The following is a 13,983-nucleotide window of genomic DNA, read 5'->3' on the forward strand; positions in this document are numbered from 1 at the left end:
TTACAATTTTATTTGTTATTGTGGTATGGGCGTCCCGCCCTTCCAAAACGGACGGGCGGGACGCCCATCCCACAAACTTGTGGAAGTTATTTAATTCTCATTCCTTAGATTTTAGATTTTAGATTAAAGAAGGGGGTATCACTGATGAGCATGGTGGTTTGGAGTTTACCTACAGTTGCATTCTTTTTTGACAGTTGTAGAAGAATAAAAGCAGTAGGGTGCGTCAGATCCTAACTCTTCAATTATCACAAATAACCCTCTCCTGACGCACCCTACTCAACTACTAGGGCAATTTTTAAGTGCCAATTTTAAACTCTTGCTGCAGGCGATCGATAATTGTATTACGCTCGATGGTAGCGAGAATTTGTTGAATTACCGTATCTTGTCCCAGGGGGCCCCAGGTGCAGCCTTTTTCTAAGTAAACTTGGGCGGCACGACCGACAGCGTAGGTTCCGTAAGCTGCTAAACTAGCTTGAGTGACAGCGACTCCGGCAAAAGTAGAAAAGCCGATGTGTGGGGCCGCAGCCGCTGCACTTTTGCCAAATCCCAAGAGGAAACTGCTACCCAATTCTCCCAAAAGTACGCCGCCAGCGCTGGAGAAAATAGTCTGCCAAAGTTTCCCGGCTTCGTAACCAGTCATGGGTAAGCCGTAAAGTCTCGATAAAGAGCGAATTAAGGCTAAATCTGCGACACTTGCTCCCATTACATCCAAGAATGCCACTGGATTTAAACCGACAGCCAAAGCTTTATATTTTGCAAATTGCCAGATTAAATCTTCGGCTTCTGTTTGTCGCAATTTGAGAACGTGACGGGCAATGTTTGCTTCGGCATCTCTAGCTTCAACTAAAGCATTTAGAGCGAGGAGCGATCGACCTTCTCTGTTAAGAATTGTCAGAATTTTATGTTTGAGTTCGTCTATCTGCGCGGGGGGCGACTCCCATTCGTTAGTTACTCTTCCGTCGGCCCATTCCACCCGCACTTGCACCGGTGCTGGTTCGGCGGCTACCATGACTATTTCTAAAGATTTGGAAGTTTTAGGCGGTGATTTTGCAGTAGATTTATCAGATGGGTTGTTTGGGCGATCGGACAAATTTTCGCTATCTGTTTCCTCTGTTACCGCAGCGGCTGCTAACTCTTCAGAATTTGCCAGCGCTTGCAAACTTTGGAAAATAGCTTTTCTGTCTAATTCTGGATACAGGTCAATTTTATTAAAAACTAAAATTACCGGTTTTTGAGCTGTTTGCAATTCGCACAGTGCTTGATACTCAGTTCGGGTAATATCGCCTGCAACGACAAACAGAATTAAGTCAGCTTGGCGAGTTACTTGTTTCGCCATTTCGCCGCGCACTTCGCCACCAACTTCATCAAGTCCCGGAGTATCGATTAATTCTACTTGCACGCCTCCTTTCCCCCCCTTGGCCAGGGGGGGTTGGGGGGATTCCTCGCTGTCCAGGAAGGATAAAGGCACACTCCAGCGCACGGAACGCGGCCACTGAGTCACGCCATTGAGAGGGCCTGTTTGCAGAATTTTGTGACCTAAAAGCGCGTTTAATACGGCTGACTTGCCACGGCTGACTAAGCCGAAAGTAGCAATGCGGATTATGTTGTGGTCTAGTTTTTCTGAGGTGGAAGTTAAAATATCTAACTGATATTGCAGCGCCGCTTCTAATTCTGTATTATTCGAGTTTTTTTTCCCTTGGCGCAGGTGGGAGTAGCGCGCCAGGGCTTCGCGCAAACTGGCGCGGGCAAGGGATAAGCGATTTTCTTGAAGGGAATTGTCAGCCATTGGCGATCGGCTTTTTAAAGCAGGTATAATTGATCGTCGAATTATAAATCCTATTTCTTATTTTAATACAATTTTTCATAAATTTATAATTTTTTAGTTGTGAGTTTTCCAAAAAATCTTGAACGGGCAAGATGCCCGTTCCACAATAACAAAAAATTTTTGTGGAACAGGCATCTTGCCTGTTGTTCCACAATAACAAAAAATTTTTGTGGAACAGGCATCTTGCCTGTTCTTTTCCCTAACACTAGGCTCCGCCTCGGAAAATTCTATCGACGTTCAGCTCCATATTGGGAAATGTAGGTGAAATAATGCGATCGCTCCCTCTGAACTGTGTAATCCTATACTCTCCGTCCACAAGCTGACAAACCGAAACCGTGGGTTGTTTGGGGTCGCCAATATGACGTATTCCGCCCAACGCAGCATAATCAGCAATCCAATATTCGAGAATTCCCATCATTTCGTAATCTGCCAACTTTTTTAGATAATCGTCGCGCCAGTTGGTACTGACAACTTCAACAAGTAGCGGGATAGATGTTCCTTGGGTGATTGTTGCTGACTTCAACCATAAGGGTTCAGATGCTAAAGCCTGACGGTTTAATAGCAAAACATCAGGGATATATCCTGTATCTTTAGCTGGTGGCTTAACTAGCGCTTTCGAGGGAATGCGGTATGGAAGTTGCAGTTGGGTGTAGAGCAGCGTAAATTCTTGAACAAGGTATGCTGTGATATCTTCGTGTTCTCCTGTAGGCTGCATTTCAACCATTACCCCGTCGTGAAGTTCGTAGGATTTGTTCTCGGGTTTGTCTTCTAGAAATTGTTCAAAGGTTAGTATTTTTGGTTGAGTTTGTATCATCGTGCAAACTGTCTTTGATTGTATAATATAAGGAAGAAGGAAGAAGGAAAATATTAACTGGTTCCCCTGCTCTGCCGGGGAACGGGCAAGATGCCCGTTCCACAACAAAAAAACTGTCTTGTGGAACAGGCATCTTGCCTGTTCCTTTATTTTACTTAATTGGCCACGGACTTAACGGTTTCGGGCCCAGATACCTGAGATGAAAGGCGACTCGCCACTTGGTTGACGAAAGATTGCAAGAAGGAAACTTGCTGATTTTGCGTAAAAACTGCTTGCAAAGTTTTAGTCAACTGGTCGATATTTAAAATGCCTATTGCAGCATTTTCCCCTTCTCGACTTGGGAAATATTCAATTAAACTCAGTCCAGCTATTCTGGTAAAATAGGCTGCACTAATTCCCTGCACCGCGCCTCCTGCTACATAGGTGACGGCATTGCTTTTCAGCAGTCCAGTAATAGTTTGAGTAGACAGTTCTACTAATCCCAATTTAAACATTTGATTAGCCAAAGTCCCCGCTACTGTCTTAGCTTGGTCTAAGGAAAACTTTTGCTGGTAGATGGCGCCGAGATCGATTACGAGTTGGGTGCTGATGGCGGTTGTTGCTAGCAAGTCTAAAGCTGGAACCGGATTAGTAAAGACGGCGGCGGCGGCGATGTACTGATATTGTTCGATAATGGGAATTGCCCGATCGCGCCTGACTGCATTTAATAAGGTTTTGGCCTCTAGCTTGATACTTGCAGCCTCCCGCACTGCACTCGCCCAGACCAACTGTTGCCGTTCTTCAGTTAAGATTTTAGTCAATCTTTCCGTCAGCGCGTCGAGTTGAGAGACTTGCTTTTCAATCCGTTCTTTAAATGTGCCGTCCGCTTGGTGTCGGCGAACTTTAATAGAATTGGGAGAAGCTGCGATCGCAATTATCTCTTCTGTCCCCAATATTCCTTGCATTTTCTGCTGCAAAGAGTTCAAAACCTGGGACTGCTGTTCTGGCAAATATTGGTCTTGTTTGTTCCAGACTAGCAGCACGCGCTGACCTGCCGAAGCTAGCTGAGATAATGTTTTAAATTCGGAATCTGTGATGTCGCCCGCTGTCACAAACAGCACTAAATCACCGTTGATTTTGGCATCGGCATTTGTATTAGCAAACAGCGCTGCAGTTTCTTGTAAACTAAGCTTTTGCGGGTGTTGAGATGCCCAATTAGAATTTAAAACTTGAATTAAGGCAGTTTTGCCGACAGCTTTGCCGCCAGTTACGGTAATCCGCAAATCTTGTCTGTCTAATTCTGTTCTGAGCCGATCGAGCTGTGCTGTTAGATTAGCAGGATCAGCAGAGTTTTGAGCTTCTGAAGCCAGCAATTTAATTGCGGTTTCTGAAGCCGCGATCGCTTTTTCGGCTGCTTCCCGGTTCGCCAGGGGTTGCGGGAGTGCGAGTTCGAGTTTGGGGGATTGTTGCTTCCACCACCAATACCCCGCACCGGCAGCCGCCAAGCCGATGAGTGCCGTTTCGCCCATTTCTGAACCCGAATGCTGTAGAGTTTCCAGCAGCCACAGCGCTGCTGAAAGTCCTATTCCGCCTATCAAAATCGGTCGCCGCAAGTTAAGTGTCATTTTTCCCTTCCTCTGGGTATTGTCGCCAAGCTTAACCTTACCGGGCTTGGCCTCCCTCCCTATATTCCATCGTACCTCTGCGGCATCCAAACTGGCAGGCGGGCGATCCGACTTTTTGCGATCGGGATTTGCGGCCCCGGCGACAATCAACTTTTTGCACTTCTACAAACGGGGAATGAAGGACTGAAGTCCTCACTACAAACCAATAGATTTTTACATGATTTTGCAAATATAATAGTTGATTTTTTCTCTAGGTTGGTAATGCTTGAGATTGTGATTCAAAAATATCAATTATTTGTTTGGGAATTGCTCGCGGGCGCATGGTGGTAACTTCAACCCAAACCCAAAGCGCCTCTGCTTTTAACAAGATTTCCTCATTTCCAGCTAAGCGAATTTCGTAGCGGCGGACAGCGCGCGGGCCGCGCATTTGTTCGATCCAAGTGGATATCTCCAATCGATCGCCCGATGCGGCAGATCGCAAATAGTCAATTTCTATCCGTCGCATTACAAAGACGCCGCCCAATTCCCGGTAGCGATCGAGAGTAAATCCCAAATGTTCTAAATGTTCGATCGCAGCGTGTTCTAAATAATGCTGGTAGACAGCATTATTTACGTGACCGAGAGCATCCATTTCATAATGTCGCACTCTAATTTGTGTAGTAAATGGTGTCAATTTCTCCCCTTTCCACTTGTTGCGGTATTTTGTAGTTCCGAGTGCGATCGCACTCTGGGTCGATACTGGCTCAGAACTGATTGCAAGTTACACTAAATAGTTGAAACGTCACTGCTTCCAGGTTAATCTTAGTCCTGGAAGCACAGACGGTCAATCGATTTTAGATTTTAGATTTTAGATTTTAGATTTATCCCACGGATAAATGCGGGGGCTTGAGGATTTTCGATTTTCGATTTTGGATTGATTCCACGGATAAATCACGTGGCGGATACCACCTTTGAAATTCTTGGTCAATCGATTTTAGATTTTAGATTTTAGATTTTAGATTTATCCCACGGATAAATGCGGGGGCTTGAGGATTTTCGATTTTCGATTTTGGATTGATTCCACGGATAAATCACGTGGCGGATACCACCTTTGAAATTCTTGGTCATCACCTTGGTTTTTTTACGACCATACACTAGCTTAAAACCCTCAGTCTCGGTTAAAAAAGCCGGTTTCTTGGTTCTGAGTGCGTCCCCGACTAAATCTTTGAGAAATCGGAGGGGTAATTGTTTAGTCCCCTAGACAAATCCCTAAACCGCGGGCCGTTTTAACCAGAGTACCATCGAAGTCTACAGGTCTGTATTTGGCGATCGCATCTTCCAGAGGAACGCTCACAACTTCCCGCTTTTGCCAAGATACCATGCAGTCGTATTTCTCTTCGGCAATTAAATCAACTGCTGCGACGCCAAAAGCAGAAGCAATTAACCTTTCTAGCGATGAAGGAGTTCCTCCGCGTTGAATATGTCCCAAAACGGTGACGCGAGTTTCTGCACCGCTGCACTCAGAGATTGTATCAGCTAAATACTGACCAATTCCCCCTAATCGACTTTGGCCTAAGCGATTTGTTTGCATTACTAACTCGCCTTCTTCAGTGCGAACTGCCTCCGCTACTATAATTAAACAGTAGTTTTTTCCCCGGTCTTGGCGTTCTTGGATTTGGGCGCAGATTTTGGAAATTGTGTAAGGGATTTCTGGAATCAAAATTATATCAGCTCCTCCAGAAATTCCGGCACTGATCGCAATATGTCCAGCGTCGCGTCCCATGACTTCAACAATCATGACGCGGCTGTGACTTGCGGCAGTAAAATGCAAGCGATCGAGTGCTTCAGTGGCAATATTTACCGCAGTATCAAAACCGATAGAACGCTCGGTAATTCCAACATCATTATCAATAGTTTTAGGAATCGCAACTAAATTCAAATTACCTTGTTGAGCAATCTTCCTGAGAATGGCAAGACTACCGTCGCCACCAATCCCAATTAAAGCATCCAAACCTAATTGATGATAGCCTTCGATAATGTCGTCAGAACGATCGCGTAGAGTCCCATCCGGCATGGGGAAAGCAAAAGGATCGCCCTTATTTGTCGTGCCTAACATCGTACCGCCAATGGTGAGCCACGAGTCTACTTTCTCAATATCCAAAGGAATTGCTGCAGGGGGACGACTCATCAATCCGTTGGTGGCTTGACGAATCCCCATCACTTTCCAATTGTAAGTTCCCGTTGCGCGGTAGACAACGGCTCGAATAACTGCGTTTAAGCCGGCACAGTCACCCCCGCTGGTGAGGATACCGATACATTTTTGTTCTCCCATAATTGCCCGACTTTTGTTCATCAGAACATGAGTTGATATTTTTAGATCCCGATCGTCCAATCCTGATTTTCGACGTAAATAGGTAGGCGAAAATAAACTTTACTCTGTAACAGAATGTAAAGCTATCATAACTTTTGTGATTGCTTTGATAAGATATCGCTCCTTTGGGAAGCGTTGCACTCGTTTTTGACTACTTATGTATTTTCCAGCTTCATCGACCTAATTGAGTGCCTCATCTTTGAAGCATTTCACAAGTTCGATCGCCAACTAAGTAGCATCGCCAATCACCGTTTCCAACAAAACATCAATTTTACTTGGGATTGAGGCGTTTAGAAACTTGGTTAATTATACCGCTGAGAATAGCACCGCCCATAAGAATTCCGAGGGCGGGATTAAATACGGGCTGCCAGAGACTGTACCACAAATCAAAACCGAGATTCACTCCGGTCGATCGACCTGCTACTGCGATCACAAACCACCCAAAAATGGCAAAGACGAAAAACACATCAGCTACTAAAATCAAGTTGAGAAAGTTAAGAAATTTATCTTTCATTGTCGAGGGTTCCTTTTGAGTGTATATGTGTCAAGTTTTGGAAAGCGGTTGGTAGTCGAGCGGATTGATAGCTGCAACTGGCGATCGAATAAAGATAAAATATCATTCAATTGTTTTCGCGCACAGGCTGTCAAAATATGGTTCGCTATACACTTCCTCAAAGCCCCGAAATTATTTTAACTGTCAAGGGGAAAGATTCAGCCAAAGCCCGTGAAGAAGCGATGGATCGGCTGATGGATCTCATGGATGAGGGCAAGCTGCCTACGGAACTCATGGAGGGATTTGGGCCCAAACAGTTTGTTGAAGTTAAGGATATCGAAGATGCTGCGTCTGACGGCGAGGATGCGATTACTGAAGCCGTCCAGATTTTGAGCAATTTGGCAAGTCTCAAATTGAAAGTCATGGAATCCCGCGAAGAAGCACTCAAAATCCGGGCTGCGATCGACATTTTGTTTACAGATGAAGCTGTGACTGCCGAGGAAATCGCCAGCCTCAAAGACGGTTTCAAGGTTCTCAAAAACTTCGCTCAAGCTAACGTTCGCTATCGAGATGCTAGGAGTAAAGCCGAGTCAGCCCGTGCAATTCTCGACGAAGCTTTGCAATCTGTCGAACCGGAAAACAAGGCGCACAAATCCGCGAAATAGTAGCAGGTTACATGGAAACTCACATCTTGCACCATTCTCAAGAACAGGCCGTCCAGCTTGTTCCACAAGAAAATTTACTATAGCAATCCCAAATCATTTGTGTAATTTTTGTAGGGGCAAACCCCCCGTGGTTGCCCCATGAGGCAGGGTAGGCACTCTTAGCACTACCCCTACATCTTTTTACTCCTGCAAGGATTGCTATATATATTGTGGAACAGGCCGAAAAGCCTGTTCCTAAAAAGCTGATTGACAATGGTGCAACATCTGAGTTAAAACCTATTTCTGTCATTACGATCAGAAACGAAGAAATAGCAAACCTCGGCGATTGCTTCGTTTCTTTATTCGGACATACAATAACTCTGCTGCAAGACATACTATTAACTTTATCCACATTGAAATCTGGAAAAAATTGTGAACCAACAACAAACAGGAATTCTCAGAAACTCGATGTCAGGCAGCTTGCTGCTGGCTAAAGACTTAGGTTTTCAACCAAGAACTGTGATTGATGTCGGTGCCGCCTTGGGAACTTTTAATCTTTACGAAACTTTCCCCGATGCGCGACATTTGCTAATTGAGCCGATCGCCGAAAATGAACCTTACCTCGCCAAAATTTGCCGCAAGCTCAAAAGTGCAGAATACATTATTGCAGCAGCTACCAAAGAAGCGGGAGTTTTCACCCTCAACGTCAGTCCCGGTATGGTGCATTCTTCACTTTCTGAAAATCGCGTTACTGACAGCAGCAATCCTTATGTGAGAAACATACCAGCAATTACGCTGGATGGAATATGCAGGGAAAGAAAATTGCCAGGCCCGTATTTAATTAAAGTTGATGTAGACGGACAGGAATTAAATGTTTTAGCGGGAGCAACTGAGATTTTGCAGCAGACTGAATATGTAATTGTAGAAGTTACTTTGTTTGGTCAGATGTATGAGGTAATGAGTTTTATGAAGTCTCAAGGATTCGCAGCTTATGATATTGTTGATTTGTCCTATCGCCCGATTGATAAGGCTTTGTGGCAAGTTGACATGGCTTTCGTTAAAGAATCGGGTCAATTTAGAAGAGAGAGGGGTTTCGCGACAGGAGAGCAGGATATCGAAGCACTTAACTCGCATCTCAAAGCTTATCGGGAAAGTTTCATCAAACACATTGACACTCATTACAGCGACCCAGTAGAGCCGGAACCGCAGGTCAATCAAGCTGTTTTGGGGGAAGATTATGTCATAATTTAATCAGCTATTGTGCATTTAAACTGCATACTTGGGGCGGCGTCGGAGCAACGTCCCACAAGAGTTTGATTATTTGTTGACCTGCAATTTAAATACTGATCTAGCTTATGATGTCCAGTAGAATACCCCCTATAGGTTCGTAGTGAGGAATTCAATCTATGAGGAATAAAGTCATCACTACAAACCCAAGCTTACAAACTTAAGAAAGGCAGGTTTACTACTTCCCCGGTCATTTCTCCTACCTGCACTTTCAATCCTTCGCCGCCCACTTTTGTGCGGATGTAAGCAAGACCAAAAAAGCCGGATTCAGTTTCCGTAAAACTGGTGAGTTTGCCGACTTTTTCCTCTCCGATTGTGACTGCTGTTCCGGGTTCAACCGCACCGCTCAACTGCACGCCCCAAAGTTCTTGTTTGACTCCTTTGTAGGTGTTCAACCGGGCAATTGTTTCTTGACCGATGTAGCAACCTTTGTCATAGGTAATCGTGTGTAAAAGGCGGGCTTCTAAGGGGTTGTAATCGTCTGTGAGTTCAAAATCGGGGGCGGGGCGTCCTTGTTCGATTCGCAGTTGTTCCCAAACTCGATCGCCCATCGGTACGGCCCCAGCTTTGACTAATTCTTTCCACAAGTGGGCTGCATCGCTTGCTGGCGCAATTAACGTGTATCCGGGAGTTGCTAAACCGCTACCAACCGCAACTCGAACCCCCCCTTCATCCCCCCCTTCGTAAGGGGGGGAAAGAGGGGGGTTTTTTATCAATTTGTGAGTAGCGTAAGGTTGATTTTCGAGTTCGGTAACTCCGATTTTTTCTAATAGTTGAGTGCTTTCCGGGCCGAGGACACTGAAAGCAACAGTTGTATCGGTTAAATCTGTTAACTCGACGCGATCCATTGGGAAAATATAGCGATCGAGCAATTCCAGTAGTTGGCGGCGGCGGTTGGGCGAAACTAACAGCAGTACGGCATCTTCTGTAGCATAAGCGGTAGCGAGGTCGATCGTCCGGGCGGTAGAAGTCACGAAAACGGTGTCGCAACCTTGACCGGGTTTGAGTATATTAAAGTTATTGGTACTTTGATTGTGCAAGAACCGCAGTCGATCGCTGTCTGAGATTTGAATGCGTCCCCAGTGAGTGCGATCGTACAAAGCCACACTTTTTTTAGTTGCTGCGATCGCTTCTGCGTCGTTACCAAAACTGACTGGCACAATTTCTTTGGTTGTTAACTCTGCAAAAGTAGCACCTGTCGCTGCTTGAATGTCGTGCAATTCTTGAATCATAAGATTTTATTGACTGTTAATTGTTGACTGTTAATTGTTGACTGTTAACTGATGACTGTTGACTGATGACTGTTGACTGTTCGCTGTTGGCTGGAAAGCTCACCACTGACAACTGACAACTGTCAACTGACAACTCTCAACTGACTATTTGCCCAAATTAGCGAATATTTCTTGTATTAATTGGCCGGCTTTAGCATCAAGCCGATTCCAATCTACATCGCCAGTCTCATCATCAATCAAGCTAGTATCAATTACAACTTCTTGGCTTTGGATTTGACTGTGGGCGGGCTGGTAGTTGACAAAGCAGACTCGATAGCAAAGTTCCCAAATATCGACACATCTTTGCTCGCCTTGAAGCTCTAAAATTAGTTGATAGCCCGGAATTGGAATCTGCACTTGTTGATAAGTACCCGTCCAAACTGACTCCTCTAATTGTTTGCGGATGTTGTCGATCACTCGGATCATCGCTGGCTGCATGAGCAGTTCAGCTTGCTGCCACGCGATCGGGCTAGTTATTTTAGGCTTCATATACAGGGTTCTAAAAAAGAAAATCAATAAATTAATTTTCTAGCATGGGGTGCCAACTTTTGAGACATCCGCCACAGAATGTTAAATTTAGTCTTGACAACTCCCTGTCCTCTTATGAGCAGGGATTCTTGGTTCATTGGGACTACTCATGTAGCTTGCCCTCCCCAAAATTCACGCTCGTTTTGCCCAACCGCTGTATATCCACGCTGCAACACCACTTGCGCGGCTGCAACATCTCGATTTGTTTCATAGCCACAGGTTTGACATTTATGCACTCGTTGGGATAACTCTTTTTTACCTGTATGGGTTTGACATAATGGGCAGGTTTGACTTGTTCCGTTGGGGTCTACTTTTGCGAAGTATGCACCTCGCTTAAAGCAAACATGGCTCAATATATTCAGGAACTGACCAAACCCTGCATCAAGCGTGTGCTTGCTCAGCCTTCCGGCTGACATTGCTTTGAGGTTCAAATCCTCAGCAAATACTGTGTGGGCTGCGTTGCATAAATGATGAGCGGTCTTGAAATGAAAGTATGAGCGACTGTTCGAGATGTATTCGTGGTGCTTCGCTATTTGGTGATGAATTTGACGAAACTTTCTAGAGCCTTTTTTCTTACGCTTGAGTTGACGTTGCAGCAATTTCAGCTTGCGTTGTCCATCCACAAAGAATCGAGGTCTATCAATCAATTCACCATCAGAAGTTGCCAAAAAATGTTTTAACCCTAAATCAATCCCTAATCCATGTCCTGAAGGTGAGGCTTGAGGTACTTTGATATCACATTGCAAAGTGAGCATGACATAGTAGCCAGAAGCCCTCTTAATAACGCGAATTTGCTTGACATCAAACCCTTGAGGAATTGGACGCGACAGGTGCATTTTAACTAACCCAATCTTGGGCAGGTTGACCCAATCGGCACCATCAAACTGTTTAACGGATTCTAGATTCAATTGAGGGAACACAAATGAGCGCATCCGCTTTTTGAATCTAGGAAAACCGTGTCCTCGTTCCCACATCCCCACAAACGCTGCCTCTAATTGGCGCAACGCCTGCTGCAAGACATGGGTGTGAGGCAGTTTCAACTCAGGAATTAACTTCTTTGCTTGGGCCAATGATTTGCATTGACGGGCAAAGGTTGGACGCGGTGCATCATCCGGGATAATGTATTCCTGCTTAATGCTGCACGAGTTGATATCACACTTACGAGAATTAACCCAATCTTTTCGTTCTCGCAATCCAAAGTTGTAGACCTTGCGACAAATATTGAGCCACTGGTCGAAAGTTTGGCGTTGCGTATCGGTAGGAATGAGCTTGTACTCGTAGGTGAGATTTAACATAAAACAATTGTAGAGCAAGTCTGAACAAACAGCACTGCATTTATTCAAAATCCTCTTCGGAGAAATTCAGAACCGAAAGTCCCCCTAAAAGGAGGAGGCTTGTATCCCATTGTTTTCTGTCACCCAATTCAACAGTCAACCCTCAACAGCAACAGCCGTTCTCGGCTTGACGGCTAAAAACGGCTGAAACTGTTGATATTGAGTTATCGGATGGGTAATGTAGGATTTGAACCTACGGCATCCTGCGTGTAAAGCAGGCGCTCTACCACTGAGCTAATCACCCAATTGCACTCACCGGGATTTATCATATCACAGTAACTCAGAAAGATCAAGTAAAAAAAATCCTAAACTTTAAATGCCCTCTGGCCGCACCCACGATCAAATAACCATGTGGAGTTTGCCCTTGGTGGCAGCCCTCACCTTTGGCCAGACTCAGAGCAGCAACCTGACTTTGCTCGTTTCCGGCAGCTTCTTATTCGGCGGGCTGATGTTTGGCCCCGACTTGGATATCTACTCTTGCCAGTATCAGCGCTGGGGATGGTTCAAACCGATTTGGCTCCCGTACCAAAAAAGCCTGCGCCACCGTTCTTTTTTGTCCCACGGCCCTCTGATCGGCACTGCTTTGCGAATCTTGTACCTCGCTATCTGGATCGCGGTTCTCGGAATCGTGGGATTGGCAATTGCCGAAAAAGTCGGAAACTTCGGCTGGAATTGGCAGGATGTGGTTTTGAGTTACGGGCGATCGATCTGGGAACACCACATCGAAATTTTAGCCGTTTACATCGGTCTAGAATTGGGCGCTATGAGCCATTATCTGAGCGATTGGGGCGGCTCGGCTTACAAAAAATTCAAAAAGAAAGGATTAAGCGGGTTGCGCCCTCCTGGCACAATTAAGAGGCGCAAACGCCAACCTCCCCGCCGCACTTCCAGCAAATCTAAAAGGTAAATTATTATGTCTAATTCTGAAAGTCGATCGCTCACAGCACTCGAAGAACTTATAGAAGTTGTAGCTAAATTGCGATCGCCAGACGGCGGATGTCCTTGGGATTTAGCCCAAACTCCCCAAACTCTAATTCCTCACATCATCGAAGAAGCTTATGAAACCGCCGACGCGATTCGCAAAGGAGATAAAGATGCGATCGTCGAAGAATTGGGCGACTTACTGTTACAGGTAATTCTGCAAGCTCAAATTGCCAGCGAATCCAATCAGTTTACCTTCGCCGAAATAGCTGCGGGCATTACAGAAAAACTAATTCGGCGACATCCCCACGTCTTTGGCGATGTCGAAATCAACAGCGTCGATGAAGTCAACGAAAACTGGGAAAAAATCAAAGCAGCAGAAAAAGGCACAACATCGGAAAAGCCGCCAACTTTAGCCTCGAAAATGAGCCGTTATGCCAGCACTTTGCCGCCAATAGCCGCCGGGATGAAAATCTCTCAAAAAGCTGCGGAAGTGAGTTTTGATTGGGACAGTGTAGACGGCGTTTGGGATAAATTTCACGAAGAAATGGCAGAATTTGAGCACGCTCTCAAACACGAGGATAAGGCAGCGCAGCAGTCAGAATTGGGAGATATTATGTTTGTGTTGATTCAATTAGCTCGCTGGTACGATTTAGATCCGTCGGCTGCTTTGCAAGGAACAAACGATCGTTTCGTGCAGCGGTTTGCGAAGGTAGAGGCTGCGTGCGATCGACCTTTGTCAGATTATCCCCCAGAAGAGTTAGAATCTCTATGGCAGCAAGCTAAAGCTTTAATTGCTCAACAAAAGGGCGATCGGTAATAACTCACTCCCGATCACTATTGTTAAGAACAGGCAAGATGCCTGTTCCACAACAACTCCATATTTTGCTTGTGGGGAGTAGGGGTTGGGCA

13 protein-coding genes and 1 tRNA gene are annotated in these 13,983 nt (G+C 45.3%); 4 read left to right on the forward strand and 10 right to left on the reverse strand.

What is annotated here, in order from left to right; genetic code table 11:
• Window positions 1–295: 295 nt before the first annotated feature.
• The 6 genes from QT987_RS25030 to QT987_RS25055 form a co-directional block, all read right to left on the reverse strand.
• On the reverse strand, window positions 296–1,786 hold the full coding sequence (locus tag QT987_RS25030) for a DUF697 domain-containing protein (RefSeq protein ID WP_333057649.1): 1,491 nt from the start codon (window positions 1,784–1,786) through the stop codon (window positions 296–298).
• Between the two features lie 244 nt (window positions 1,787–2,030).
• Window positions 2,031–2,639: a Uma2 family endonuclease gene (locus QT987_RS25035; RefSeq protein WP_333245660.1), complete on the reverse strand. Its 609-nt coding sequence runs from the start codon at window positions 2,637–2,639 to the stop codon at window positions 2,031–2,033.
• 155 nt (window positions 2,640–2,794) lie between these two features.
• A complete protein-coding gene (locus tag QT987_RS25040; protein WP_333245738.1) occupies window positions 2,795–4,243 on the reverse strand; it encodes a slr1306 family protein in 1,449 nt (482 codons plus the stop codon).
• Between the two features lie 250 nt (window positions 4,244–4,493).
• Window positions 4,494–4,916, reverse strand: coding sequence for a thioesterase family protein (locus tag QT987_RS25045; protein WP_333245663.1), 423 nt, complete (start codon window positions 4,914–4,916; stop codon window positions 4,494–4,496).
• Window positions 4,917–5,471: 555 nt separating this feature from the next.
• Complete coding sequence (locus QT987_RS25050; protein ID WP_333245741.1) at window positions 5,472–6,554, reverse strand: ATP-dependent 6-phosphofructokinase; 1,083 nt, start codon at window positions 6,552–6,554, stop codon at window positions 5,472–5,474.
• 310 nt (window positions 6,555–6,864) lie between these two features.
• Window positions 6,865–7,107, reverse strand: coding sequence for a hypothetical protein (locus QT987_RS25055; RefSeq protein ID WP_333052315.1), 243 nt, complete (start codon window positions 7,105–7,107; stop codon window positions 6,865–6,867).
• A gap of 137 nt (window positions 7,108–7,244) precedes the next feature.
• Here QT987_RS25055 and QT987_RS25060 point away from each other — a divergent pair, with 137 nt between their 5' ends.
• Both QT987_RS25060 and QT987_RS25065 read left to right on the forward strand, forming a co-directional pair.
• Complete coding sequence (locus tag QT987_RS25060) at window positions 7,245–7,751, forward strand: hypothetical protein (protein ID WP_333212447.1); 507 nt, start codon at window positions 7,245–7,247, stop codon at window positions 7,749–7,751.
• Window positions 7,752–8,162: 411 nt separating this feature from the next.
• The gene (locus tag QT987_RS25065) at window positions 8,163–8,981 is read left to right on the forward strand and encodes an FkbM family methyltransferase (protein WP_333245666.1); all 819 of its coding nucleotides are present in this window, start codon (window positions 8,163–8,165) and stop codon (window positions 8,979–8,981) included.
• A gap of 188 nt (window positions 8,982–9,169) precedes the next feature.
• Here QT987_RS25065 and ygfZ read toward each other — a convergent pair whose 3' ends face one another.
• From ygfZ to QT987_RS25085, 4 genes are all read right to left on the reverse strand, one after another.
• Window positions 9,170–10,249 (reverse strand): CAF17-like 4Fe-4S cluster assembly/insertion protein YgfZ, encoded by a 1,080-nt coding sequence (ygfZ, locus tag QT987_RS25070; protein WP_333245669.1) that lies wholly within the window; start codon window positions 10,247–10,249, stop codon window positions 9,170–9,172.
• 144 nt (window positions 10,250–10,393) lie between these two features.
• The gene (locus tag QT987_RS25075; RefSeq protein WP_333245672.1) at window positions 10,394–10,777 is read right to left on the reverse strand and encodes a hypothetical protein; all 384 of its coding nucleotides are present in this window, start codon (window positions 10,775–10,777) and stop codon (window positions 10,394–10,396) included.
• 146 nt (window positions 10,778–10,923) lie between these two features.
• The gene (locus tag QT987_RS25080; RefSeq protein ID WP_333245675.1) at window positions 10,924–12,111 is read right to left on the reverse strand and encodes a transposase; all 1,188 of its coding nucleotides are present in this window, start codon (window positions 12,109–12,111) and stop codon (window positions 10,924–10,926) included.
• A 211-nt stretch (window positions 12,112–12,322) separates the two neighbouring features.
• A tRNA-Val gene (locus tag QT987_RS25085) sits at window positions 12,323–12,394 on the reverse strand.
• Window positions 12,395–12,466: 72 nt separating this feature from the next.
• Between QT987_RS25085 and QT987_RS25090 the strand changes: the two genes are divergently transcribed.
• Complete coding sequence (locus tag QT987_RS25090; RefSeq protein ID WP_333245678.1) at window positions 12,467–13,057, forward strand: metal-binding protein; 591 nt, start codon at window positions 12,467–12,469, stop codon at window positions 13,055–13,057.
• Between the two features lie 6 nt (window positions 13,058–13,063).
• Window positions 13,064–13,891, forward strand: a complete 828-nt coding sequence (mazG, locus tag QT987_RS25095; protein WP_333245680.1) for a nucleoside triphosphate pyrophosphohydrolase — start codon at window positions 13,064–13,066, stop codon at window positions 13,889–13,891.
• The last annotated feature ends 92 nt before the right edge of the window (window positions 13,892–13,983 follow it).

The organism is Microcoleus sp. SVA1B4 (assembly GCF_036700545.1).
Taxonomy (GTDB): Bacteria; Cyanobacteriota; Cyanobacteriia; order Cyanobacteriales; family Microcoleaceae; genus Microcoleus.

Excerpts from the sequence above, each read along its gene's own strand:
- QT987_RS25030 (WP_333057649.1), bottom strand. The coding sequence starts at position 1,786 with ATGGCTGACAATTCCCTTCAAGAAAATCGCTTATCCCTTGCCCGCGCC.
- QT987_RS25035 (WP_333245660.1), bottom strand. The coding sequence starts at position 2,639 with ATGATACAAACTCAACCAAAAATACTAACCTTTGAACAATTTCTAGAA.
- QT987_RS25040 (WP_333245738.1), bottom strand. The coding sequence starts at position 4,243 with ATGACACTTAACTTGCGGCGACCGATTTTGATAGGCGGAATAGGACTT.
- QT987_RS25050 (WP_333245741.1), bottom strand. The coding sequence starts at position 6,554 with ATGGGAGAACAAAAATGTATCGGTATCCTCACCAGCGGGGGTGACTGT.
- QT987_RS25055 (WP_333052315.1), bottom strand. The coding sequence starts at position 7,107 with ATGAAAGATAAATTTCTTAACTTTCTCAACTTGATTTTAGTAGCTGAT.
- QT987_RS25060 (WP_333212447.1), top strand. The coding sequence starts at position 7,245 with ATGGTTCGCTATACACTTCCTCAAAGCCCCGAAATTATTTTAACTGTC.
- ygfZ (WP_333245669.1), bottom strand. The coding sequence starts at position 10,249 with ATGATTCAAGAATTGCACGACATTCAAGCAGCGACAGGTGCTACTTTT.
- QT987_RS25075 (WP_333245672.1), bottom strand. The coding sequence starts at position 10,777 with ATGAAGCCTAAAATAACTAGCCCGATCGCGTGGCAGCAAGCTGAACTG.
- QT987_RS25080 (WP_333245675.1), bottom strand. The coding sequence starts at position 12,111 with ATGTTAAATCTCACCTACGAGTACAAGCTCATTCCTACCGATACGCAA.
- QT987_RS25090 (WP_333245678.1), top strand. The coding sequence starts at position 12,467 with ATGCCCTCTGGCCGCACCCACGATCAAATAACCATGTGGAGTTTGCCC.
- mazG (WP_333245680.1), top strand. The coding sequence starts at position 13,064 with ATGTCTAATTCTGAAAGTCGATCGCTCACAGCACTCGAAGAACTTATA.